The organism is Streptomyces sp. Ru71, from assembly GCF_002920535.1.
Taxonomy (GTDB): Bacteria; Actinomycetota; Actinomycetes; order Streptomycetales; family Streptomycetaceae; genus Streptomyces.
This window is the reverse complement of record NZ_PQSS01000098.1, coordinates 1-25545: the sequence shown is the minus strand read 5'-3', so window position 1 is coordinate 25545 and position 25545 is coordinate 1. Positions and strand designations below refer to the sequence as shown.

Genomic DNA, 25545 nt, shown 5'->3' with positions numbered 1-25545 from the left:
CCGGCGGCACACCCGCCGACCTCGCCCGCGTCACCGTCTACGCACGGACGTCGCCGCCTACCGCGAGCACGCCGCCGAACTCGGCCGCATCTGGCGGGAGTCGGCCGGACGGGACTACCCGGCGATGGCGGTCGTCCAGGTCGTACGCCTGTGGGACGAGGAGGCGCTGGTCGAGCTCGACGGGTTCGCCGTACTGCCGTGACGCCCGGCCTCGCCGGGGCCGGGTCCCGCGTCCGCTCAGGCGGCCATCGCGAGGTGCTCGGCCGGCACGCGGTGCGGGGCGACGACCCGGCCGTCGGGCAGCAGCTCGCCGGTGTCGTCGAAGACGATCGTGCCGTCGCACAGCAGGAACCAGCCCTGCTCGGGGTGGGCGGCCACGACATGCGCGGGACGGCCGTCGGCCGCGGGGCACGAGGAGCGGTGGGAACACATGGCGCACCTCCACGTCATCCGGCCGGTCGGGTGACCGTCCGTACGCTCGACGATGCGCCCGCCGGGCCCGCGCGGCCAAGGCCTCACCGGCAAGCGTGACAGCCTTACGACACTGCGGGGACAGTCCCGCGACGAGCGCGCCCGCCCGGGTGGCGCAGGCGCGGGACGCGCCACCGATGGGGTGATGATGACGGGCGCGGGCACGCCGGGCCGGTACCAGTGGAAACCCCACTTCAGGAGGTATTCCATGACCCTGTCCTCGCTGTCCCGCCCGTCCCTGCGCACCGCCCTGGGCGCGGCCGCCGCCGCACTCGCGCTGCTGGCCGCGGCCCCTGCCGCCCCGGCTGCCGCCGACTCCTACGAGACGGTCACCGTCGACCCGGTCGGCCGCTACACCGCCGACGGCACCGTCACGCTGTCCGGCACCTACAGCTGCCTCGGCAGCTCCGGGCCGGTGTGGATCAGCTCCGCCCTCTCCCAGGACGCCCCGGTCGGCTCGCCCTACAGCTCCACCACCCTGCGCCACGGCATCGGCGGCACCAGAGCCGTGTGCGACGGCGCGGAGCACACCTGGCAGAACACCGGCACGGTGGCCGTGGACGCGCTGCGGCCCGGCGCTGCCCACGTCGAGGCCACCGTGATGGAACTGCGCCCGCAGGGCGGCCTGCCGCTGCCCCACTTCCACGCGACGCGGCAGCAGAACATCAACCTCACGCAGGTCTGACGTCCTGCGGCACGGGTCGTCCGGCGGAGTGCCGGAAGCGGTTGCGGTACTCCGTCGGCGTCGTGTCGAGCTGCCGCCGGAAGGCGCGGATCAGCGTGTCGACCGTGCCGAACCCGCAGCCGGCGGCGACACGTTCGAGCACGTCGTCGGTGGTCTCCAGCCGGTTGCGCGCCGCCTCGACACGGGCCGACTCGACGTAGGCGGCCGGTGTCGTGCCCAGTTCGTCCTTGAAGATCCGGGTGAGCTGCCGTTCGCTCACCCGGGCCTCACGGGCGAGGTCGGGCACGGTGAGCGGCGCGGTGAGGTGGCGCGCGATGTGCCGGCGCAGGTCGTCCACCCGCCGCGTCGTCGACACCGGCTCCAGCGGGACGCTGAACTGGCTCTGCCCGCTGGGGCGTTTGAGGTACATCACGAGCTGCCGGGCCACCCGCAGCGCGACGTCCTCGCCGAAGTCGTCGGCGACCAGGGCGAGGGAGAGGTCCAGGCAGGCGCTGATGCCCGCGCCGGTCCACACGTCACGGTCCTTGATGAAGATCGGATCGGCGTCGACCTCGACCTCCGGGTGGTCGTCGGCGAGCTGCCGCGCCGTGGACCAGTGGGTGGTGGCGCGGCGGCCGTCCAGCAGCCCGGCGGCGGCGAGCAGATGGGCCCCCACGCAGACGGACGCGACCCGCCGGGACCGTCCGGCGAGCGTCCCCACCCACTCCACCAGGGCGGGGTCGACGAGGGCGCGCACCCGCCGCTGCTCGTCGACCTCCACCGCGCCCGGCACCAGCAGCGTGTCGATCCGCCGCGCGGCCACCTCGCCGAAGGTGGCGTCGGGCAGCACCCGCACCCCGGCCGAGGTGGCCACGGGCTCCCTCGTCGCGGCGGCCAGGACGACCTCGTACCCGGCCGCGTCGTCCACCTCGCGGCGCAGCAGGGAGAACACCTCCGGCGGCCCGGTGACGTCCAGCAGATCCACCCCGTCGAAGAGCATGACGACGAGAAACCGCCCGAGCCCGCTCACGACACCCCTTCCCCCATGTCCGAATCTGCAAGTTACACGACATTGCCGCCATCAGGGCGCGGCTCCTAGCGTGAAGGCCATGACGACGACAACTCTGCGTGATCTCAACGGCTTTGATCAGACGCCCGCGTCCCTGTCCGCCGCGACCCTGATCATGATCGACTACCAGAACACCTACACCCGCGGCGTGATGGAGCTGACGGGCTGGGAGGCGGCCCTGGACGCCGGGGCCGCCCTGCTCGCCCGGGCACGCGAGGCCGGCGCGACGGTCATCCACGTGGTCAACGACGGCGGCCCGGGAACCCCGTACGACATCCGCGCCGAGATCGGCCGCATCCACCCCCGGGTGGCGCCCGCCGAGGGCGAGAGAGTGGTCGTCAAGACCGTCCCCGACGCCTTCAACGGCACCGACCTCGGCGACCACGTCGACGCGGCCGGCCACAAGGACGTCGTCATCGCCGGCTTCATGACCCACATGTGCGTGGCCTTCACGGCGGCCGGCGCCTTCCTGCGCGGCAACCGCCCCACGGTCGTCGCCGACGCCTGCGCGACCCGCCCCCTGCCCGGCCCGCTCACGGAGGTCCCCGCCCCCCACCTCCACACAAGCGCCCTCGCGACGATCGCGGACCTGTACGGGGTGGTGGTGGGGTCGGCGGGGGAGCTGGGCTGAAGCGCGGATCTCCTTGCGACAGCGCGCAGTTGAGCGGACAGGGGCGCGCTGCTGGGATATCCTGTGCGTCGATCACCACCCTCTGACGGTCGAGGCCGAGGTCTCGTCCTGGTCTGCGGTGCAACACCCGTGACGACCAGGAGGAAGGTGATTTCGATGGCTGCGGACTCTGCGACGCCATCGGCTCGGCAGGGCTGGAAGCGTGAGCTCACCCTTCGCACAGCGGCCGCTCTCATCGCGCGTGCCGTGTGGGAGGGGCTGAAGCAATTGGCGAGCGAGGTTTCCGACCACGGCTCGTGAGCGCCGTAAGGCTGCCGAAGCGGGGCCGTGCATCCACGTGGTGCACGGCCCCATTGCTCGCGGCGGAGCGTCAGGTCACTCGCCGTCGCTCTGCAGGTAACGGACCTCCCAGGCCCGCAGGCCCTCGTAGGAGAAACCGATGTAGCACGTCACCTTCTGGTGCAGTGAGCGGAAGGCGTGATCGGCGCGGGCCGGCACATAGAACGCCTTCACACCGCCGATGGAGAGCTCTCCCGACTGCGGCCCGTTGTACTTCGTGATCCGCGCCTCGACCCGCCGCAGCACCGAGGTGTTCGTGAAGAAGCCCTGCGCAGCGTCCCAGTCGCCGAGCCGGCTCTGGTGGACCAGCTGGCGCAGTCCCGTGCCGGGGCCCATCCACTCGAAGCTCTTGTGCCGGTCGGGGGAGTACAGCGTCCGCTGGCTGCACTGCTGTACATAGCGTTCCGCCTCGGCCTTGGCCTGCCCCGAGTCCGTCTCCAGGTACTTGAGCATGTTGACGATGTACAGGTAGTACGCCACCTCCAGCGACGGGTTCACAGCCCGCCACATGTCCAGCTGCTCGATCAGCTCGTCGTAGCCCGGCGGGTTCGCCACGAAGCGCGCGGCCTGGAGCCACAGGCGCATGGTGCGGCCGTCGTCGGTAGCCTCCCGCAGATTGGTGCGCAGGAGCTCCTCGATCCGCTTCATGTCCTTGTCCTTGACCTTCTCCCACTGCCGCTTGTTCTTGTGGAGGTAGGTCCACACCAGCTGGCGGCGGACGGCGGGCCGGTCGACGTCCTCGCGTTCCAGCATGCGGCGGTAGGTGTCCAGCGCCAGCTGGTGGTCGCCGTACAGGTTGTGCAGGCGGCCGTCGCAGTCGAGGACGAACCTGCTCGGGTTCTCCTTCAGCACGAGCGCCTGCGCCAGCAGGTCCTCGGCGCGCTCCAGTGCCGAGCCCAGCGGTCCCGGGCCCACGGACGCGACGGCCCGGCTCAGCTCCTGCGAGTAGTACTGGCGCAGATAGTCGACCACCTCGATGAGCATCTGGACTTCGCTGATGTAGCCGTGCTCGTTGTCCCGCCGGATGGCCCGGGACCGGGCGAAGGCGTCGCTCGCGCGCTGGACGGGACCCTCCAGCTCCCGGACGTCGGCGCGGCGGCGGATCAGGTCGTACACCTCGCCGCGCAGGATCATCCCGTGCATGTGGTGGAGCAGGGAGTCTCCGTCGGACAGGCTGATGGCCCGCTGGATCGACTGCAGCGCCACCGGCAGGGTCTTGAGCTCGAAGGCCTGGTAGCGCGCCAGATGGGCGTGGAAGTGAGCCTGGTCCGGGAAGAGCCCGGCCACCTTCTCCAGGACCCGGCCGGCCGCGTTCGGCAGCTTGATGTCCTCGATGAGCTTGGAGAACTTGGCGTTTCCGGAGCGTTCGGTACCGAGGAGCTCACCGCTGTCCCGGTAGATGAAGACCCGTTGCATGATGTCCAGCTCGCGGTCTCCGGTCGTCGAGGAACGACCGCGGCACAGCTCGGCGAAGGCGATCGCCGCGTCGGGCAGAGCAGCGGACCAGCCCGCTCCGCCCGCGCGCTGGCCCAGGACGTACTCGACGATCTCCCGGGCGAACAGCGCGTGGGCGGTGCGCCAGGTGCCCGGGGCCTCGTCGATGACCAGGTCCAGCGCGTGATCGGGCATGTGGTCGGCGAGGTCCACGGTCCGCCAGGCCGGAACCCCGAGGATCCCGGCGAACAGCTGGGCCGGAATGCTCTGCTGGCCGTAGTGATGGCACAACGCGATGTGCAGGATCACCTCGCGCTGCCGGTCGTCCAGCGCGTCGATCCGCGTGCGGACGTAACTGCCGATTCCCTTGAACTGCTTGTCGAAGGCCAGTAGTCCGAAGTGGAACGGGGTGCGCTGGTCGGACACCCCCATCCACTCCAGCTCACTGATGGCGTCGGCGCGCTCCGGCCGGGCCTTCGTGTACACCTCGCCGAAGCGGGCCGCCTCCTCGTCGTTCAGCCTGTGCAGAACCCGGTAGGTCTGTTTGCCCACGCCCTGGATCTCGTTGACCTGGCGCAGCACCTGCAGGACCACGACCGGCACGTGCTTGCTGCGCAGCACGTTGAACAGGTCGTTGATGAGGGAACTCGGCACATGGCTGGCCTCGGCGAGCAGCAGGACGGAGCGCCCCGTCGTCTGGGAGATGCGCATGATGCGCTCCGCCACCTCGGCCACCCAGTGGACCCCGTTGCGTGCGGAGGGGTTCCCGCGCAGGATCGCGCACGGATAGATGCGGTGCAGGTCCCAGAGGATGCGCCGGGCGACCGTGGTGCCGCCCGCCCCGGGCGTGTGCCAGATGTTCAGGGTGAGGGGGAGCCTGCGATCCTCCAGCGCGCGGGTGACCTCCAGGTGGATCTGCGCCGTCGCCGACCGGTCGACGTCGAGCCGCCGGCCGAGCTCGGGCCAGGTGATCTCCCAGCCCTTGAGGAAGGCGTCCTCGACGCGGTCGTCGGCGTCCTCCCGGCGCTCGCCGACGTATAGCAGCTCCAGCTCCTCCTCGATCCACGGGGCGTCCGCCTGCGGCAGGGAGACCGGGGCGCCCGACAGGCTCGGCAGCGTCCGGTTCCCCGCCTGCCCGGACGTGCTCTGGCCCAGCGCGGCCAGACCGGCACCGAGCTGGGCCAGCGGAATGGGGATGACGGTCGCGTCGAAGTCGTCCTGAAGCGTTCCGAGCTCCGCGGGATCGCCGTCCGTGCACACGACCACCTGGAGGCTCTCGCCGACGCTCTCCAGCAGGTTCTCGACGACCGACTGGGAGATGCGCCGCGCCTCGTCGCCGTAACTCAGCAGCAGGCACACGACGGGGGCGGGGCGCAGCGACGCGGCCAGTGCCCGGAAGCGTCCGTTGAGATGACCCGAGTACCGGCCCTTCCAGTCCCGGAAGGACATCGCCTCGTCGTCCGGGCCGACCGTGTCGATACCGCAGCCGAAGATCCACTGCAGCGCGTTCTGGCCGCCCAGGGCCATGTCGCGGTCTTCGGGGCTCACCCGGTGCAGGCTTCTGACGCCCTGCACATGCTTCTCCACCGAGCCCAGGAAGCCGCCGTCCTCACTGCGCGGGTCCAGGTCCACGACCGCGGTCCACGGCTGCAGTGCCAGCCCCGTCAGGACGGCGCTGTCGGCGTTGCGCAGTGGAGGGGTGACCAGCAGATAGCGCCGATCGGTCGAGAAGCCCTTCATCACGTCGCAGAACTGCGCCCAGGACTGCTCCATGTCGCGGGCCAGGGCGGGCCGGCCGGCGTCGCGCTCCAGGAACCACTCGTAGATCCACTTCTGCTCGCTCGGGCCGGTGGCCTGGGTGTTGCGGCTGCCCTGGCGGAAGTAGATGGTGTTGAGGGCGAGGTTGCCCTGCTTGCCCTCCTTGCCCTCGCCCTTCCCAGGTCGCCTGGTCGCCACATAGGGCCCCCGCTTGCGCTGGGGCGGAATCGAGATCACCGCGAACGTGCGCTCCCGGAAGGAGACCTGCTCGTACCGGAAGGGCGGGCACGGTTCGGTGCAGGAGGCGACCAGAGTCTGCAGATTCGCGTCGTCGACGCCCGGCGCGTCGAGCCCCTCGGCGATCTTCCTGCCGTCCAGCTCGCGTACTCCGAACACGATGTGGGCGGTCTCGTCCCGGGGCGTGTTGGCCATGGCCAGGATGTCCTTGACCAGTTCCTGTTTCGCGTAGTCTTCGCGCCACCGGTAGAAGGACCGCTTGAAGTCCAGCGTGTCGCTTTCCGGACGGGCCAGGAGCGCTTCGAAGCTGTCGTGATCCATCGATCCCCTCTGGGCTTGGGCGCGCGACCGTCGGCGTCGGCTCGGGAGGCCGGCCCGACGCGAATGGAAAGTGCAGTATTGGGCAACCGGCCGGTCGATGTGAGCGCCCGGCGTCGACTTTCGGCCACGCTGCGCGGTGGTCCTTCAGGAGGTCGGCGGACGACGCGACGGTGCCGCCGCACCCCGCTGTCGGGATGCGGCGGCACCGGTGTGCCGGGGCGGTCAGATGTCCCGGAAGATCTCGATCTGGGCCCCGATCGAGTTCAGGCGCTCCGCCAGGTCCTCGTAACCCCTGTTGATGACGTACACGTTGCGCAGCACCGACGTGCCCTCCGCCGCCATCATCGCCAGCAGGACGACCACCGCCGGGCGCAGGGCCGGCGGGCACATCATCTCCGCCGCGCGCCAGCGGGTCGGGCCCTCGACCAGGACGCGGTGCGGGTCGAGCAGTTGCAGGCGGCCGCCCAGGCGGTTCAGGTCCGTCAGGTAGATCGCCCGGTTGTCGTAGACCCAGTCGTGGATGAGGGTCTTGCCCTGCGCGGTGGCCGCGATGGCCGCGAAGAACGGGACGTTGTCGATGTTCAGGCCGGGGAACGGCATCGGGTGGATCTTGTCGATCGGCGCCTCCAGCTTGGAGGGGCGCACCGTCAGGTCCACCAGGCGGGTACGGCCGTTGTCGGCGAAGTACTCGGGCGTGCGGTCGTGGTCGAGGCCCATCTCCTCCAGGACCGCCAGCTCGATCTCCAGGAACTCGATCGGCACCCGGCGCACCGTCAGCTCCGACTCCGTCACCACCGCCGCGGCCAGCAGGCTCATCGCCTCGACCGGGTCCTCGGAGGGGGAGTAGTCGACGTCGACGTCGATCTCCGGCACGCCGTGCACGGTGAGCGTGGTGGTGCCGATGCCCTCCACCCGCACGCCCAGCGCCTCCAGGAAGAAGCACAGGTCCTGCACCATGTAGTTGGAGGAGGCGTTGCGGATGACGGTCACGCCGTCGTGGCGGGCGGCCGCGAGCAGCGCGTTCTCGGTCACCGTGTCGCCGCGCTCGGTCAGCACGATCGGGCGGTCCGGCTGCACCGAACGGTCCACCTGCGCGTGGTACTGACCCTCCGTCGCCGCGATGTCCAGACCGAACCGGCGCAGCGCGATCATGTGCGGCTCGATGGTGCGGGTGCCCAGGTCGCAGCCGCCCGCGTAGGGCAGCTTGAAGCGGTCCATGCGGTGCAGCAGCGGGCCGAAGAACATGATGATGGAGCGGGTGCGGACGGCGGCGTCCGCGTCGATGGCGCCCATGTCCAGCTCGGCCGGCGGCACGATCTCCAGGTCCACGCCGTCGTTGATCCAGCGGGTGCGCACGCCGATGGAGCCCAGCACCTCCAGCAGGCGGTACACCTCCTCGATGCGCGCCACCCTGCGCAGCACCGTACGGCCCTTGTTGAGCAGGGACGCGCACAGCAGGGCGACACAGGCGTTCTTGCTCGTCTTGACGTCGATGGCTCCCGACAGCCGACGGCCGCCGACGACCCGCAGATGCATCGGGCCGGCGTAGCCCAGCGACACGATCTCGCTGTCCAACGCCTCACCGATGCGAGCGATCATCTCAAGGCTGATGTTCTGGTTGCCGCGCTCGATGCGGTTGACGGCGCTCTGGCTGGTTCCGAGCGCCTCGGCCAGCTGCGCCTGCGTCCAGCCACGGTGTTGCCGGGCGTCGCGGATGAGCTTGCCGATGCGTACGAGGTAGTCGTCTGCCATGGGGTTGAGGTTATCTCAGATATGAGATGGTGCCCGTTGGGGGGTCCATTCGGGTGAAGCCGGTGACGGGACGTCAAGGCCCTTGGCCGGCGCGGATGACGGACGGGTACCCCGTCAGTCGAAAGATACGGGCAAATCGCCTGATGTGTGGACAGCTCCCGTGGTGCGGCTTGGAACGCCGTTCCGTGTGTCTCCCTCTCACCCTCCGAAAGGGGGACACATGAAGACCCAGATACGGCGACTCGCCGTCACCGCGGCGCTCGTCTGCTGCTGCACGCTGACCTCGTGCGGCACGGAGCGGGCGGGCGCCCCGGCGACGGCCGCCTCGCCGGCGTCGCCGCACCCGTCCGCGACCGGCGGCACCTGCGCGCCCGCGGGCCCGGAGGGGCCGACCGACGAGGACACCGGCGAACCGCCGGACACGACGTCCGACGATCAGGGGGGCCAGGAGCTGCCCGACACCACGTCCGACGACCAGGGCGGCCAGGAGCTCCCGGACACCACGTCCGACGACCAGGGGGACCCCGGGCTTCCGGATACGACGTCCGACGACCAGGAGCTGCCCGACACCACCTCCGACGACCAGGGTGGCGCGGAGCTCCCCGACACCGCCTCCGACGACCAGGGCCCGCCCCCGGTGGACACCGAGGAGGACGCCGACCTCTCGGACCGCTGGTTCTCCATGACCCGCGAGTTCGTCGAGTACCTGCGCACCGGCGCCCCCAAGGCGGACGCCGCCCTCGCCGTCCATGTGCACAGCGTCAGTGTCTGCACGGCCGACGGCGGCGCCCGCACCCTGGCCAGGGTGCGGGTCGACTACGGCGTGGAGGATGACGGGCCCCTGCGCCGCACCGCACAGGTGTTCGCCCATTGGCGGCAGTCCCTCTACGGCGACCACGGCCATGTGGAGGTCCTGGCCCCGGCCAAGATGACCGCCGAGCAGGACTGGTAGGCATGTGATGCCCGACGCCGGGCCGGGTCGGGCATGACCATCCAGCGCCCATGTACTACTGTTATCTCGACATCGAGATATCTGCCGAGGCGCACCGTAGCCGCCACTCCAGTAAGGCAACCCTAACTTAGCCTGACCTTACCGGACGGCCAAGCCGGCGTGGCGGCACGATTGACGGTGGTACGCGCACATCAATGAAGGAGACTGTCGTGTCGGCGAACAGCTTCGACGCCCGCAGCACGCTGCAGGTGGGCGACGAGTCGTACGAGATCTTCCGGCTGGACAAGGTCGAGGGCTCCGCGCGCCTTCCCTACAGCCTGAAGGTGCTGCTGGAGAACCTCCTCCGCACCGAGGACGGCGCGAACATCACCGCCGACCACATCCGCGCGCTCGGCAACTGGGACTCCCAGGCCCAGCCGTCGCAGGAGATCCAGTTCACGCCGGCCCGCGTGATCATGCAGGACTTCACCGGCGTGCCCTGTGTCGTGGACCTCGCCACCATGCGTGAGGCCGTCAAGGAGCTCGGCGGCGACCCCGCGAAGATCAACCCGCTCGCCCCGGCCGAGCTGGTCATCGACCACTCCGTCATCGCCGACAAGTTCGGCACCAACGACGCCTTCAAGCAGAACGTCGAGCTGGAGTACGGCCGCAACAAGGAGCGCTACCAGTTCCTGCGCTGGGGCCAGACCGCCTTCGACGAGTTCAAGGTCGTCCCGCCCGGCACCGGCATCGTCCACCAGGTGAACATCGAGCACCTGGCCCGCACGGTCATGGTCCGGGGCGGCCAGGCCTACCCCGACACCCTGGTCGGCACCGACTCGCACACCACGATGGTCAACGGCCTCGGCGTCCTCGGCTGGGGCGTCGGCGGCATCGAGGCCGAGGCCGCCATGCTCGGCCAGCCGGTCTCCATGCTGATCCCGCGCGTCGTCGGCTTCAAGCTCACCGGTGAGCTGCAGCCCGGCACCACCGCCACCGACCTCGTGCTCACCATCACCGAGATGCTCCGCAAGCACGGTGTGGTCGGCAAGTTCGTCGAGTTCTACGGCGAGGGCGTGGCCGCCACCTCCCTGGCCAACCGCGCCACCATCGGCAACATGTCGCCGGAGTTCGGCTCCACCGCCGCGATCTTCCCGATCGACGACGAGACCCTGAACTACCTGCGTCTGACCGGCCGCTCCGAGCAGCAGGTCGCGCTCGTCGAGGCGTACGCCAAGGAGCAGGGCCTGTGGCTCGACCCGAAGGCCGAGCCGGACTTCTCCGAGAAGCTGGAGCTCGACCTCTCCACGGTCGTCCCGTCGATCGCCGGCCCGAAGCGCCCGCAGGACCGCATCGTCCTCGCCGAGGCCGCCCAGCAGTTCGCCAAGGACGTCCTCAACTACGTCGAGGCCCCCGTCGCGCAGACGCCGGCCGCCGCCACCTCGGTGGTCGACGAGGCGAGCGCCGAGTCCTTCCCGGCCTCCGACGCCCCGGCCTACGGCCACGAGGAGAACGGCGCGGGCGCCCCGCAGCACGGCCAGGGCACCGGTGCCGTACCGTCCAACCCGGTCACGGTGACCGCCCCCGACGGCTCGACGTACGAGATCGACCACGGTGCGGTGACGGTCGCGGCCATCACCTCCTGCACCAACACCTCCAACCCGTACGTCATGGTCGCCGCCGCCCTGGTGGCCAAGAAGGCGGTCGAGAAGGGCCTGACCCGCAAGCCGTGGGTGAAGTCCACCCTGGCCCCGGGCTCGAAGGTCGTCACCGACTACTTCGACAAGGCCGGCCTGACCCCGTACCTGGACAAGCTGGGCTTCAACCTGGTCGGCTACGGCTGCACCACCTGCATCGGCAACTCCGGCCCGCTGCCGGACGAGGTCTCCAAGGCCGTCAACGACAACGACCTCGCCGTCACCTCGGTCCTGTCCGGCAACCGGAACTTCGAGGGCCGGATCAACCCCGACGTCAAGATGAACTACCTGGCGTCCCCGCCGCTGGTCGTCGCGTACGCCATCGCGGGCTCCATGAAGGTGGACATCACCCGTGAGGCCCTGGGCACCGACAAGGACGGCAACCCGGTCTACCTGAAGGACATCTGGCCCTCCGAGGCCGAGGTGAACGACGTCGTCGCCAACGCCATCGGCGAGGACATGTTCTCCAAGTCCTACCAGGACGTCTTCGCCGGCGACGCCCAGTGGCAGTCGCTGCCCGTCCCGACCGGCAACACCTTCGAGTGGGACCCGCAGTCCACCTACGTGCGCAAGCCCCCGTACTTCGAGGGCATGACCATGGACCCGGCCCCGGTCGAGGACATCACCGGCGCCCGCGTCCTGGCCAAGCTGGGCGACTCGGTCACCACCGACCACATCTCCCCGGCCGGCGCCATCAAGGCCGACACCCCGGCCGGCAAGTACCTCACCGAGCACGGTGTGGAGCGTCGTGACTTCAACTCCTACGGCTCGCGCCGAGGCAACCACGAGGTCATGATCCGCGGTACGTTCGCCAACATCCGCCTGCGCAACCAGATCGCGCCGGGCACCGAGGGCGGCTACACCCGCGACTTCACCCAGGACGGCGGCCCGGTCTCCTTCATCTACGACGCCTCGCAGAACTACCAGGCCGCCGGCATCCCGCTGGTCGTCCTGGCCGGCAAGGAGTACGGCTCCGGCTCGTCCCGCGACTGGGCGGCCAAGGGCACCGCGCTCCTCGGCGTCAAGGCCGTCATCGCCGAGAGCTACGAGCGCATCCACCGCTCGAACCTCATCGGCATGGGCGTCCTGCCGCTGCAGTTCCCGGAGGGCCAGTCGGCGGAGTCCCTCGGCCTGACCGGTGAGGAGACCTTCTCCATCGCCGGCGTCACCGAGCTGAACGACGGCACCACGCCGCGCACCGTGAAGGTCACCACCGACACCGGTGTCGAGTTCGACGCGGTCGTCCGCATCGACACCCCCGGCGAGGCCGACTACTACCGCAACGGCGGCATCATGCAGTACGTGCTGCGCAGCCTGATCCGCAAGTAAGCGGCGACGGCAGGACGGTAGAGGGCCGCGCCCCCTGGTCGGGGTGCGGCCCTTCGCCGTGTCAACGGTCAGTTGGCGCAGCCCGGGACGGCTCCCACCGGACGGCAGTTGTTCGGCGTGTTGTTGGTGACGCCGGTGAAGGCGAGCGTGACCTGGCTGTTCGTGCCCTCGTAGATGCCGCCGCCGTCCGTGGCGCTGTTGGCGGTGACCTGGCTGGCGGACAGTGTCGCGGTGGCCGGCGGGGCGGCGACGGGGCCGTGGGTGTGCAGGCCGCCGCCCCGCAGGTCGGCGCTGTTGCCGGTGATCCTGGTGTTGTTGACCTGCAGGGTGGTCCCGTCGTGGCTGACGCCGCCGCCGAGTCCGCTCGCGTGGTTGTCGCTGATCAGGGTGCTGTTCAACCGGGCGGACGCGAGGTCGCGGACGGCGATGCCGCCGCCGTTGCCCGCGTTGTTGTTCCGGACGCTGCCGCCCTGCACGACGAGCGTGCTGCCCGGGCCGGACACCTGGATGCCGCCGCCTTCGCCGGCCGGCAGGTTTCCGCCCCGTACGTGGATGGAGTTCAGGGTCAGGTCGCCGCCCGAGGCGACGCTGAAGACGCGGAAGTTGGCTGTGCCGGCGTCGCGTGCGACGGTGGTGTTGAACCCGCTGACGCTGTACGAACCCGTCACGGTCGGCAGCGCCGTGCCCGTGACGGTGTAGGTGCAGAACGGCGCCAGCGTGATGTTCTCGTTGGTCGTATTGGACGTGTTGATCGCGTTGCGTAGCGCCGTGACGTTGCCGCAGGGCACGAAGGTCTGTGCGTGGGCGGGGGCGATCGGCAGGACGCTCAGGGCCAGGCCGAGGCCCGCCACGGTTCCCAGGGCGGACGTGCGGTGGAAGCTCTTCCTCTTCATCGGGGCTCCTCGGTTCGTGCGCGGTGCGCGGAAAGAGGCTCCGCCTCGCGGCGCCGGGTCACAGCCGGGCACATCGCGTTCGAAGGCGGCGCTCCCAGCGAAAGCCCCGGGTCAAGCGACACGCCACACGGGCTGCGCCGACCGGGCGCCGGTTCCACCCGTCCGGCCGCTCCGCGGTCCTTCCGGCGGCGCGGGGACCGGGGGTCGGTGACGCGGTGAGCGAACCCGGTGAGGGCAGGAGCGGATCCGGCGGCGCGGGGAGCGGACCCGGTGGCGGTGAGCCGACCGCCACCGGGTCCGCGAGGGGGCCGGCTGGGGGGAGGGGCCGGGCCCAGGGGATGGCCTGTGCGACGCCGCAACGCGTCGACAACGTTGTCTCGATTGGTCTGTACATGACTCTAGCGCCTCAAGGGACAACGATGTCAAGCGACTTGGCGGCTCATCCACCGGGGTGAGCCCACCGTGCGCCTCCCCGCTCGCACGCCCTCTTCCGTGCTACCGCTGGCACACGGTACTGTCCCCGCGGCTTGTGCGACCCGTGGCGCGCGACCCGTCCGTAAGGAGGAGGGGCCGCGTCATGCGCTTCCGTCCCGTGTCCCTGCTGCTGGCCGCCGTGCTCGCGGCCACCGGCGCCACCCCCGCCCTCGCGGCGACCGCCGCGCCACCCACCGACCTGGTCAAGGACCCGACCCCGTACGTCGATCCGCTGATCGGCACCAAGAACGGCGGCAACGTCTTCCCGGGCGCCGTCGTCCCCTTCGGCATGTTCTCCTTCAGCCCCGAGAACACCCGCGGCGACGCCACCCGGACCGCCGCGCCCGGCGGCTACCACCACGACGCCACCCGCATCCGGGGCTTCAGCCTCACCCACATGTCCGGCACCGGCTGCGCCGGCGGCAGCGGCGACATCCCCCTCTTCCCCCACGCCGGTGAGGTCACCTCCTCCCCGGCGAGCGACACCAAGGACGCGGTGTACGCCGCGGACTTCCGGCACGCCGACGAGAAGGCCGAGCCCGGCCACTACCAGGTCGCCCTGTCCTCCGGTGTCACCGCCGACCTCACCGCGACCGCCCGCACCGGCTCCGCCCGCTTCACCTTCCCCAGCGGCAAGCCCGCCTCGCTGCTGGTGCGTACCGCCAACTCCGAGGTGGGCTCGACGGACTCCACGGTCGAGATCGACCCCGAGGCCCGCACCGTCTCCGGATCCGTCACCTCCGGCAACTTCTGCGGCTTCCTCGATCCGGAGGGACAGCGGTCGTACTACACCCTGTACTTCACCGCCCGCTTCGACCGCCCCTTCCAGGCCACCGGCACCTGGCAGGACGACAAGCTGAACCCGGGGTCCCGCACGGCCTCCGGCGGCGCCGGCGGCTTCACGCACGGCGGCCGGCCCGTCGCCGGCAAGGGGGCCGGGGGATACGTGCGGTTCGCGCCCGGCACCGGCGAGGTGAACGTCAAGGTCGGCATCTCCTACGTCAGCCGCGCCGGCGCCGAGGCCAACCTCGCCGCCGAGAACCCGCCCGGCCGCTCCTTCGACACCGTCCGCGAAGCCGCCCGCAGGGCCTGGCGCGAGCGGCTCGGTGCCGTGCGGGTCGGCGGCGGCACCGACGCCGAGCGCACCACCTTCTACACCGCGCTCTACCACGCCCTGCTGCACCCGAACGTCATCGACGACGTCGACCGCAGATACCGGGGCCCCGACGGCCGTGTGCACGAGGTCGGCTTCGGCCACCGCGCCCAGTACGGCACCTTCTCCGGCTGGGACGTCTACCGCGACCAGGTCCAGCTGCTGACCCTGCTGGACCCGCGGATCGGCTCCGACATCGCCCAGTCCCTGTACGAACTGGCCCGGCAGAACGGCGGCGTCTGGGACCGCTGGCTGCACGGCGGCGCCGGCACCCACGTCATGAACGGCGACCCCTCGGCCGCCGCCCTCGCCGCCATCCACGCCTTCGGCGGCACCCGCTTCGACCTGCACGGCGCCCTCGCCTCCCTGGTCCAGGCCGCCACGGAGCCGACCGAGCAGGACCTGTCCGCCGCCGGGAAACCCGTGCTGTCCGTCGGCCAGCGCCCCTCCCTCGACAAGTACCTCAAGCTGCACTACATGCCGTCGGTCTCCAACGCCTGGGGCGGCGCCGCCGAGACGCTGGAGATGTCCACCGCCGACTTCGCGCTCTCCCAACTCGCGGACGCGGCGGGGGAGAAGGACACCGCGGCCGCGTTCGCCCGCCGCGCCCAGTGGTGGCAGAACACCTTCGACATCGCCGCCGACCCGGCCGGCGGCTACATCGCCAGCCGCAAGGCGGACGGCAGCTGGGTCACCGGCTTCACCCCGGCCACCGGCAACGGCTTCGTCGAGGGCACGGCCGCCCAGTACACCTGGATGGTCCCGCACAACCCGGCCGGCCTCTTCGCCGCGATGGGCGGCCGGGAGCGGGCCGTGCAGCGCCTGGACGCCTTCTTCCACACCGCCGACGGCGGCTGGGCGTTCACCGGCGAGGGCGGCGAGAAGTCCGAACTGGACAACGAGCCGTCGATCAACGTCCCCTACCTGTACGCCTACGCGGGCGCCCCCTACAAGACACAGCAGACCGTGCGGGCCGCGATGCGGCAGCTGTGGTCCACCGAGCCCGGCGGCATCCCCGGCAACGACGACCTCGGCGCGATGTCGTCCTGGTACGTCTTCTCCGCGCTCGGCATGTACCCGCAGGTGCCGTCCCGCGCCGAACTGGTCCTCGCCTCACCGCTGTTCCCGAGGATCGAGATCCGTCGCCCGTACGGCAACGACATCTCGGTGCGCGCCCCGGGCGCCGCGGCCGACACGCCGTACGTGCACGCCCTGCGCGTCAACGGCCGTAGCAGCGACCGCGCCTGGCTGCCCGCGTCCTTCGTCCGCAACGGCGGCCGCCTCGACTACACCCTGGCCGGCACCCCGGACCGCACCTGGGGCAGCGACCCGGCCGACGCGCCGCCGTCGTTCCGGGAGGGCGAGCAGCCGTACCAGATCGGCGTCGGACCGACCGCGGCGACGATCCCGCCCGGCGGCAGCACGAAGACGGTGGTGCGGGCCCTGTCGCTGAACGGCGGCACCGGACCCGAGGTGCGCTTCCGCGTCGAGACACCCGACGGCATCACCGCCGCCCCGGCCGAGGGCACCGTCACCTCGGGCGCCCGGGAGATCACCCTCACCGCGGCCCCGGGCACCGCACAGGGCTTCTACGACGCGCAGGTCACCGTGACCTCCGGCGACACGGCGTACCGGCAGCCGGTCACGCTGAAGGTGGCCGCGCCCGGCAGCCTGCTCGCCGCCTACGACAACACCGGCGTCTCCGACGACGCGGGCGACCACGACGAGGCCGACTACGACGGCGGCGGCTGGAGCTACTCCCGCCAGGCCCTGGCCGCGGCGGGCCTCACCCCCGGCGCCCAGGGGACCGTCGACGGGCTCACCTTCACCTGGCCCGGCTCCCCGGCCGGCCGCCCCGACAACGCCTCCGCGGCCGGTCAGACGCTCCAGCTGACGTCCCCCGCCACCCGGTTGTCCTTCGTCGGCAGCGCGGTCAACGGCAACCAGCGGCAGACGGCGACCGTCACCTACACCGACGGCACCACCGGCACGGCCGACCTGTCGTTCACGGACTGGACCGTCGGCGGCGGGGGCGGCACCGTCCAGTACGGCAACGAGGTCGTCGCCCGGACCGCGTACCGCAACGTCGCGGGCGCGGACCGCGACCCGGTGGCGACGTACGTCTTCGCCACCAAGCCGTTCACAGCCCCCGACGGCAAGCGGATCGCCTCGGTGCGGCTCCCGCGCAACGCCGACCTGCACGTGTTCACGCTGGCCGTCGGCTGACGGCATGCGTACGGCCCGGGGCAGCTCCCGGGCCGTACGCGTCCGGTGGGGCCAAGCCGGTCAGGCGAGCAGTTCCACCTCCGACAACGTCGCCTCACCGGTCAGCACCAGGCGGTACTTCGCGAACGCGCCCGGGTGGCCGACCGTGAACGCCCGGGTCTGCCGGTCCCAGGTGAAGGACTGCCCGGAGCGCTCGTCCACGGTCTGCCAGGTCGTGCCGTCGGCGGAGCCCTCCAGGCGCCAGCCGGCCGGTGCCCTCGTGTGGTCCTTCGGCGAGGTCAGCGTGTACTGGACGGCCTCGGTGCGGCCGGTGACCGGCAGGTCGACCGTCGTCACCGCGGCCTCGGTCGCCGACGTGTCGTCGAACAGGGCGCCCTCGCCCTTCAGCACGTCCGCGCGCGGAGCGGGCACCTTGTCGTCGGTCGTGATCGACACCGGGGCGGCGTCCTTCCCGGTGCCCCAGGCCGACGGCCGCGGGCCCATGTCGAACTCCAGGACCCCGCCGCGGGCGAGCAGCGAGTGCGGCAGCGAGGTGGTGTCCCAGCTGCGGCCGTTGACCTTCAGGCCCTGCACGTAGATGTTGCGGGAGCTGTTGCGCGGCGCCTTGACCACCAGGTCCCGGCCGTTCTCCAGGTGCACGGTGGCCTTGGTGAACAGCGGGGAGCCGATGGCGTACTCGCCGCTGCCCATGACCAGCGGGTAGAAGCCGAGCGCGGAGAACAGGTACCAGGCCGACTGCTCGCCGTTGTCCTCGTCGCCGTGGTAGCCCTGCCCGATCTCGCTGCCGACGTACAGCCGGGAGAGCACCTCGCGGACCTTCTCCTGTGCCTTCCACGGCTGCCCGGCCGCGTCGTACATGTAGATCACGTGGTGGGCGACCTGGTTGGAGTGGCCGTACATGCCCATGCGCACGTCCCGGGCCTCCGTCATCTCGTGGATGACGCCGCCGTAGGAGCCGACGACCTCGGGGGAGGCGGTCTCCGGGGTGGCGAAGTACGTGTCGAGCTTGTCGCCGAGGCCCGACCGGCCGCCGTAGAGGTTGGCCAGGCCCCGGCTGTCCTGCGGGGCGGTGAAGGCGTAGCCCCAGCCGTTGGTCTCGGTGTAGTCGTAGCCCCACACCCGCGGGTCGTACTTCTCCGACGCGACCCGCCAGTTCCCCTCGGCGTCCCGGCCCTGGAAGAAGCCGGCCTTGGTGTCGAAGAGGTTGACGTAGTCGCGGGCGCGGTTGAGGAAGTACTCCGACTCCTCCTGGTAGCGCTGCTCACCGGTCTGCGCGTACAGCTTCTGGCCCATCCGCGCGATGCCGTAGTCGTTGAGGTAGCCCTCCAGTGCCCAGGACAGGCCCTCGTGCGTGTCGGTGCTCGTGTAACCGAGGAACGGCGAGGTCGCCATGCCCTTGCGGCCCACACCCGAGGCCGGGGGCACGACCGTGGCGTTCTTCACGGCCGCGTCGTACGCCGCCTTCGCGTCGAAGTCGACGCCCTTGACGTAGGCGTCGGCGAACGCCACGTCGGAGGAGGTGCCGGTCATCAGGTCGGCGTAGCCGGGGGAGGACCAGCGGGAGGTCCAGCCGCCGTCCTTGTACTGCTGCACGAAGCCGTCCACCAGGTCGCCCGCCTGTGTGGGGGTCAGGAAGGAGTACGCCGGCCAGGTGGTGCGGTAGGTGTCCCAGAAGCCGTTGTTGACGTACACCCTGCCGTCGACGATCTTCGCGCCGGTGTGCGTCGGGGTGTCCTGGGCCGGCATCGGGGAGAAGGGCGAGGCGTACCGGTCCTTCCCGTCGACCTTCTCGAAGCCGGAGTTCGGGTACAGGTACAGCCGGTAGAGGCTGGAGTACAGGGTGGTCAGCTGGTCCGGGGTCGCCCCCTCGACCTCCACCTTGCCCAGCAGGCCGTCCCAGGCCTCGCGGGCGCGGTTCTTGACCGCGTCGAAGGACATGCCGTCGGGGATCTCCTGGCGGAGGTTGTCCTCGGCCTGGTCGACGCTGATGAGGGAGGTCGCCAGGCGCAGGGTGACCGTGCGGTCGTCCCCCGCGTCGAAGCGCAGCCAGCCCTGCACACCGCTCGACGAGCCGTCCGTCACCGGCCGGTCGAAGACGCCGTAGACGAACAGCCGGGTCGCGCCGGTGGACAGGCCGGACTTCACGTCCGAGTAGCCGGTGACGATCCCGTGCTCCTTGTCGAGCGTGAGGCCCGCCTGCTCGGTGACGTTGTCGAACAGCACGCTCGCGTCGTCACCGGGGAAGGTGAAGCGCAGCGCGGCCGCGTGGTCGGTGGGCGCCATCTCGGCCTTCAGGCCGTTGTCGAACCGCACACCGTAGTAGTACGGCCGCGCGGTCTCGTTCTCGTGCCGGAAGGGCAGCGCGCGCCCGGCGCGTGAGGTGTCCGGGGTGCCGGGCGTGACCGAGGGCATCACCTGGAAGGTCTGCCGGTCGCCCATCCACGGGCTCGGCTCATGGCTCGCGCTGAACGCCTGGATCGTCGGCAGATTGTCCGCGTTGTTCATCCGGGCGTAGTCGTACAGCCAGCTCAGCGAGCCGGCGTTGGTGACCGGGGTCCAGAAGTTGAAGCCGTGCGGCATCGCGGTCGCGGGGAAGTTGTTGCCGCGGGAGAAGCCGCCGCTGGAGTTGGTGCCGCGCGTGGTCACCGCGTAGTCCGCCAGGTGCGCCTTGGGGCGCTCCGGCGGGGCGGGCTTGAGGGCGATGTCGTCCAGCCAGCCCCGGAAGCGCGCCGGGCCCTTCGGCGAGTCGTACGCCACCAGGATGCGGTCGACGGTCTTGCCGGCCGCGACCGACCCGATCCGCGACACCACGTTGTTCCACTGGTTGACGTAGAGCACCTTGGCGGCGCCCTGCCCCTGCGGGGTGAGCGCGAACCCGTGCTGGTCGGTCGCGCCGAGGCCGCTCAGATGCGTGCCGTCGGTGAAGGCGAGGTCCACGGAGACGTTCGTGGCGTCGTAGTCGCGGTCGCCGTCGGCCATCGACGGGAAGATCCGGTAGGACAGCTGGGTGGCCCTGGTGACCCGGACGTCGACGTCGAAGACCTTGTTGTACGAGTACGCCCGGCCGTCGGCGGTGTGGCGTCCGGCGTAACGCAGGGCGCGCTTTCCGGTGAATCCGGCGCCCGCCTTCGCCGTCGGCGATCCGCTCGGCCCGCGGTCGACGAGCGAGAGCATGTCCCGGGGCACCGGCCCGTCCGCGGCGCCGGTGGAGAACTGCACGTCGGCCAGTTGCAGGATGTCCGAGGCGCCGTTGTTCCGGGTCACCTCCAGCCGGAAGTGCGCGTACTCGGCGGGCTCGGCCAGGTCGTAGGTCTTCGTCTGGAAACGCTCGCCGAAGGATTCCCCGGCGCGGGTGTCGAGCGTCTTCCAGTCCTTGCCGTCGGTGGAGCCCTTCAGGGTCCAGTCCTTGGGGTCGCGCGAGGCGAAGTCATTGGCCGACGTGAGTGCATAAGTCACAATCTTCTGCGGTTTGTCCAGGTCGAATTCGACCCATCCGGTCGGTTCGAAGGCCAGCCATTTGGTGCTCGGCTCTCCGTCGACGAGGTTCTCCTTCACCTCGCCGCCGCCCGTGTTCTCCGCGCTCGCCCGTACGTCCGTGACGTGGTCGGTGACATTGCCCGGTATGCCGCTCGCGTAACCGCCGTCCACCCCCGAGGCGCGTCCGCCGCCGTCCGGGCCGGTGTCGACGGTGCTGAGCCAGTCGGGTGCCGGATCCCCCGCCTCGAAGGACGACGCGAACGACCGGTCGGCGGCCGGGGCCTCGTGGGGCAGCGCCACCGCCGCGCCCTGGGCGCTCGCCGCCATGACAAAGGCGGCCGTGAGAACGACCGCCGGACCATATCTGTGCCGTGTTCTGCGCTGCATCGACGAGCACACCCTCCCTGCGCATTGGACAACGTTGTCACTTCATCGCGCAGGAACCAGTAGGGGGTGAAGTGGTCAGCGGTGTCAAGGGTGTTGGCTGCGCCGTTCGGGGGCTATGTCGGTAATTCTTCCGTCACGCCACCCACAGGCAGTTCATATTTCCGCGAGGTCTCAACTCGGAAAAGACCCATGGCCAACCTTGCATTCGATCTTGCTCAGGCGGCCGGAAGTGGACTATACCTGTCGGCGATTCACACGATCTGCACGACGTTCGGCACGACCTCCAGCACCACCTTCAGCACCACCTTGCGTCATCCTGCTTCACCCTGCTTGACCCGACCGCGGTGCCGGGGAGGATCCGGTTCACCGCCTGAGTCCTGTGAGAAGGCGAGGACTTGAGCATGGGATCCACTTCCGCAGCAAACAACGGTACCGAGGGCGTCGGCCGCCGCGATCTGATCAAGCGGTCAGCCGCGCTGGGACTGGTCTCCGTTCCCGCGATGGGCTTTTTGTCCGCGTGTGCCAGCGGTGGCGGCAGCGACAACAACGAGAAGGCCAAGGCGGGGCAGAAGACCGCCAAGAACCCGCTGGGCGTCAACGACACCGCGCAGATGGAGTTCGTCCTCTTCGACGGCGGTTTCGGCAAGGAGTACGCCGAGGACGCCACCAAGATCTACGAGAAGAACTTCCCCAAGACGCACGTCAAGTTCTCCGCCACCCAGAAGATCCAGTCCACCCTGCAGCCCCGCTTCAACCAGGGCAACCCGCCGGACCTCATCGACAACTCCGGCGCCGAGCAGATGGACATGGGCGTCCTGGTCGGCAAGAACCAGCTCGCCGACCTCACCCCGCTGCTGGACGCCCCGTCCTACGACGACCCGAACAAGAAGGTCCGCGACACGCTGCGGCCCGGCATCGTCGAGATGGGCCAGTTCGACGGCCGGCAGGTCTGGATTCTGTACTACGCCTACACCGTCTACGGCGTCTGGTACTCGCAGAAGGCGCTGGACTCGCTCGACGAGCAGTACCCCGAGACCTGGGACCAGATGCTCGCGGTGTGCGAGAAGGCCAAGAAGAAGGGCATGGCCGGCTGGACGTACGCCGGAAAGTACCCGTACTACCTGCCCTTCTCGCTCTACCCGATGATCGGCAAGGTCGGCGGCCGCGAGGTGCTCGACGCCATCGACAACCTGGAGCCGAACGCCTGGAAGCACCCGGCCGTCAAGGCCTGCTTCGAGGCGTACTACGAGCTGTACAAGAAGGGCTACGTCCTCAAGGGCACGCCCGGCCTGGACCACATCCAGTCGCAGACCGCGTGGGCCAAGGGCAAGGCGCTGTTCATCCCGAACGGCTCCTGGGTGGAGAACGAGTCGGCGAACGTCATCCCCGCCGACTTCAACCTCGCCGTCTCCGCGCCGACCGGCCTGGACGCCTCCGACAAGATGCCCTTCGGCACCATCTGGGCCTCCGGCGGCGAGCCCTTCATCGTCCCGGCCAAGGCCAAGAACGGCACCGGCGGCATGGAGCAGCTGCGCATCATGCTCAGCGAGGCGTCCTCGAAGAACTTCACCGCCAAGGTGAAGTCGCTGACCGCCTACAACGGCGGCACCGACGGCATCACCCTCACCCCCGGCCTCAAGTCCGGTGTGGCGGCCCTGGACAAGGCGGGCCAGAACGTGGTGAACCCGCGGCTGCAGGACTGGTACGTGCAGCTGCAGAAGGAGAAGATCGGTGTGGCCGGTCTCGGCGAGATGATGGCCGGCCGCCTCACCCCGGCGGAGGCCATCAAGAAGATCCAGGGCTTCGCCGACGAGGCCGCCAAGGACAGCTCGATCAAGCACTACAAGCACCAGTGACGAACCGTCACCAGGGCCCGCCCGGCGCGCTGACCGGCCCGGGCGGCCCTGGCGGCAGTGCCCGCCCAGAGATCGGGGTCGGTAGTAATGCAGCACGGTAAATACCGGTTCATCGTGGGGTTCCTGGCAGCCCCCCTGGGGCTGTACGCCCTGTTCGTGATCTGGCCCTTCATCCAGTCCATCTATTACTCGTTCACGGACTGGACGGGCCTGAGCCCCGAATTCAAGATGGTCGGCTTCGACAACTACAAGAGGATGCTCGACGACGAGATCTTCTGGAAGTCGTTGCAGCACAGCCTGTTGTTCGCACTGGTGCTGCCGCTGGTGACGCTCAGCCTGGCGCTGTTCTTCGCCTTCATGATCAATGTCGGGGGACGGCGGAGAAGGGGCGGACCGGTCATCTCCGGTGTCCGGGGTTCGTCCTTCTACAAAATCGTGTACTTCTTCCCGCAGGTGCTCTCGATCGCGATCGTCGCCCTGCTCTTCGCCTTCGCCTACAACCCCGAGAGCGGCGCCATCAACTCGGTCCTGCGGGGAATCGGGCTGGACGGCGTGCAGCCCCTGTGGCTGGGCGACCCGGACCTGGCCCTGTGGTGTGTGATGGCCGTCCTGGTCTGGTCGACGGTCGGCTTCTTCGTGGTCCTGTTCTCGGCGGGCATGGCGTCCATCCCGGCGGACCTCTACGAGGCGGCCCTGCTGGACGGCGCGAACCGCTTCACCACGTTCTTCCGGATCACGCTGCCGCTGCTGTGGGACACCGTGCAGTCCGGCTGGGTGTACATGGGCATCCTGGCCCTGGGCGCCGAGTCGTTCGCGGTCGTGCAGATCATGACGACCGGACCGGGCGGCCCCGACTACTCGACCACCGTCATGGTCCTGTACGTGTACCAGAAGGCGTTCCGTGACGGTCAGGCCGCCTACGCCACCACCATCGGCGTCGCCCTGCTCGTCGTCACGCTGGCCTTCGCGGCCGTCGTCATGCGGCTGGGCCGGCGCGAGCGGCTGGAGTTCTGATGAAGACGACCGAATCCCCCGCCCCGATCCCGGCCGAGTCGGGCCCGCCGGTCACCAAGGTGGACGTACCGGCGCGAAAGCCGTCCGCGGCGAAGAAGGACGGCAACGTCCTCAACGTCTTCTCGCACGGCATGCTGATCCTCTGGGCGGTCATGGTGGTCATGCCGCTGCTGTGGGCCGTGATGACGTCCTTCAAGGACGACAGCTCCATCTTCGGCTCGCCGTGGTCGCTGCCGGACAAGCTGCACTTCGACAACTGGTCGCGGGCCTGGACCGACGCCCACATGAGCGACTACTTCCTCAACACGGTCCTGGTGGTCGGGGGCTCGCTCGTCGGCACGCTGGTGCTCGGCTCGATGGCGGCGTACGTCCTGGCGCGCTTCGACTTCCCCGGGAACCGCTTCATCTACTACCTCTTCGTCGGCGGCATGAGCTTCCCGATCATGCTGGCGCTGGTCCCGCTGTTCTACGTGGTGAACAACATGGGGCTGCTCAACACCATCCACGGGCTGATCCTGGTGTACATCGCGTACTCCCTCCCCTTCACGGTGTTCTTCCTGACCGCGTTCTTCCGCTCGCTGCCGACGTCCGTGGCGGAGGCGGCGTTCGTGGACGGTGCCTCGCACAGCCGGACGTTCTTCCAGATCATGCTCCCGATGGCCAAGCCGGGTCTGATCAGCGTGGGCATCTTCAACTTCCTGGGCCAGTGGAACCAGTACATGCTGCCCACGGTCCTCAACACCGACCCCGACAAGCGGGTCCTCACCCAGGGCCTGGTCCAGCTGGCCGTCAGCCAGGGCTACAAGGGCGACTGGTCGGGCCTGTTCGCGGGCCTGGTGATGGCGATGCTCCCGGTCCTGGCGGCGTACATCATCTTCCAACGCCAGGTGGTCCAGGGCCTGACAGCAGGCGCCCTGAAGTAACCCACCAACACGTACGCCGCTCCTTTAGGGGGCGGCGTACGTGTGCCCGGCCCGGCGTTCCAAGACACCGCCGCTGTGGCGGGCCGGGGGTGGGTGGCGCAGCCCGGCGCAACGGGGTGCCGCTGCGCCCACCCGTGCCGCCCCAGCGGCACGACTGCCCGCAGCTACGCAGGCATAGGAACCGCCCCGCCCGGCTGCGGGCCGCCGGTAGGCCGGGCATAGGTGCCGCTCCCGCGCGGCGGGCCGCAGCGGAACGGGAGCGGCGACGGCCCGCAGTCGCCGACGGCGGGGAGGGGGCGGGGTGGGGGGTGTCCGCCCGCAGCGGCCGGCACCGCCGACCCTCACCGTGTCGGGGGCAGTGGGCCGGACCGAGGACGGATACCCCCCGACCCCGGCCCCGACCCACCCACCGGACCGAAGGCGCTACGCACGCCACGACGCGACAGCGACGGGCCGCCGCAGGCATTCAAGGGGCGCGGGGAACTGCGCGACCAGCCACGGCGCAACCC

General features: G+C 70.1%; 14 protein-coding genes and 1 pseudogene. 9 read left to right on the top strand and 6 right to left on the bottom strand.

Annotated features, from left to right (window positions below; genetic code table 11):
* Positions 1-202, top strand: a pseudogene (locus C3489_RS34120) (RidA family protein); the annotation flags it as partial.
* A gap of 35 nt (positions 203-237) precedes the next feature.
* Here C3489_RS34120 and C3489_RS34115 read toward each other — a convergent pair.
* Positions 238-432: a DUF5999 family protein gene (locus C3489_RS34115; RefSeq protein WP_103786003.1), complete on the bottom strand. Its 195-nt coding sequence runs from the start codon at positions 430-432 to the stop codon at positions 238-240.
* A gap of 247 nt (positions 433-679) precedes the next feature.
* Between C3489_RS34115 and C3489_RS34110 the strand changes: the two genes are divergently transcribed.
* Positions 680-1156, top strand: a complete 477-nt coding sequence (locus C3489_RS34110) for a DUF6299 family protein (RefSeq protein ID WP_103786002.1) — start codon at positions 680-682, stop codon at positions 1154-1156.
* On the opposite strand, the gene C3489_RS34105 is transcribed toward C3489_RS34110, so the two are convergent.
* Positions 1143-2135, bottom strand: coding sequence for a GlxA family transcriptional regulator (locus C3489_RS34105; RefSeq protein ID WP_103786004.1), 993 nt, complete (start codon positions 2133-2135; stop codon positions 1143-1145). The two genes, C3489_RS34110 and C3489_RS34105, sit on opposite strands and share 14 nt — an antisense overlap.
* Positions 2136-2244: 109 nt before the next feature.
* On the opposite strand from C3489_RS34105, the gene C3489_RS34100 reads away from it, so the two are divergent.
* Positions 2245-2835 carry an isochorismatase family protein gene (locus C3489_RS34100; protein ID WP_103786001.1) on the top strand — a complete coding sequence of 197 codons (591 nt, stop codon included), beginning with the start codon at positions 2245-2247 and terminating at the stop codon, positions 2833-2835.
* A 375-nt stretch (positions 2836-3210) separates the two neighbouring features.
* On the opposite strand, the gene C3489_RS34095 is transcribed toward C3489_RS34100, so the two are convergent.
* Complete coding sequence (locus C3489_RS34095) at positions 3211-6924, bottom strand: ATP-binding protein (RefSeq protein WP_103786000.1); 3714 nt, start codon at positions 6922-6924, stop codon at positions 3211-3213.
* Positions 6925-7146: 222 nt separating this feature from the next.
* Entirely contained in the window at positions 7147-8676 is a 1530-nt protein-coding gene (locus C3489_RS34090) for a UDP-N-acetylglucosamine 1-carboxyvinyltransferase (RefSeq protein ID WP_103785999.1), read from the bottom strand.
* Between the two features lie 220 nt (positions 8677-8896).
* On the opposite strand from C3489_RS34090, the gene C3489_RS34085 reads away from it, so the two are divergent.
* Both C3489_RS34085 and C3489_RS34080 read left to right on the top strand, forming a co-directional pair.
* Positions 8897-9628 carry a hypothetical protein gene (locus C3489_RS34085; RefSeq protein WP_103785998.1) on the top strand — a complete coding sequence of 244 codons (732 nt, stop codon included), beginning with the start codon at positions 8897-8899 and terminating at the stop codon, positions 9626-9628.
* Positions 9629-9837: 209 nt separating this feature from the next.
* The gene (locus C3489_RS34080) at positions 9838-12633 is read left to right on the top strand and encodes an aconitate hydratase (RefSeq protein WP_103785997.1); all 2796 of its coding nucleotides are present in this window, start codon (positions 9838-9840) and stop codon (positions 12631-12633) included.
* Between the two features lie 68 nt (positions 12634-12701).
* Here the strand turns inward: C3489_RS34080 and C3489_RS34075 are convergent, their stop codons facing one another.
* A complete protein-coding gene (locus C3489_RS34075; protein WP_103785996.1) occupies positions 12702-13526 on the bottom strand; it encodes a hypothetical protein in 825 nt (274 codons plus the stop codon).
* Between the two features lie 577 nt (positions 13527-14103).
* Between C3489_RS34075 and C3489_RS34070 the strand changes: the two genes are divergently transcribed.
* Positions 14104-17379, top strand: a complete 3276-nt coding sequence (locus C3489_RS34070) for a GH92 family glycosyl hydrolase (RefSeq protein ID WP_103785995.1) — start codon at positions 14104-14106, stop codon at positions 17377-17379.
* Positions 17380-17439: 60 nt separating this feature from the next.
* Here the strand turns inward: C3489_RS34070 and C3489_RS34065 are convergent, their stop codons facing one another.
* A complete protein-coding gene (locus tag C3489_RS34065; RefSeq protein ID WP_103785994.1) occupies positions 17440-21183 on the bottom strand; it encodes a GH92 family glycosyl hydrolase in 3744 nt (1247 codons plus the stop codon).
* Between the two features lie 461 nt (positions 21184-21644).
* Between C3489_RS34065 and ngcE the strand changes: the two genes are divergently transcribed.
* The 3 genes from ngcE to C3489_RS34050 all read left to right on the top strand — a co-directional run bounded on the left by ngcE (position 21645) and on the right by C3489_RS34050 (position 25036).
* Positions 21645-23099, top strand: a complete 1455-nt coding sequence (gene ngcE / locus C3489_RS34060; protein WP_103785993.1) for an N-acetylglucosamine/diacetylchitobiose ABC transporter substrate-binding protein — start codon at positions 21645-21647, stop codon at positions 23097-23099.
* A gap of 87 nt (positions 23100-23186) precedes the next feature.
* Positions 23187-24113 carry a carbohydrate ABC transporter permease gene (locus C3489_RS34055; RefSeq protein ID WP_103785992.1) on the top strand — a complete coding sequence of 309 codons (927 nt, stop codon included), beginning with the start codon at positions 23187-23189 and terminating at the stop codon, positions 24111-24113.
* Positions 24113-25036 carry a carbohydrate ABC transporter permease gene (locus tag C3489_RS34050; protein WP_103785991.1) on the top strand — a complete coding sequence of 308 codons (924 nt, stop codon included), beginning with the start codon at positions 24113-24115 and terminating at the stop codon, positions 25034-25036. The genes C3489_RS34055 and C3489_RS34050 overlap by 1 nt, the downstream gene beginning before the upstream one ends.
* Positions 25037-25545: the final 509 nt, after the last annotated feature.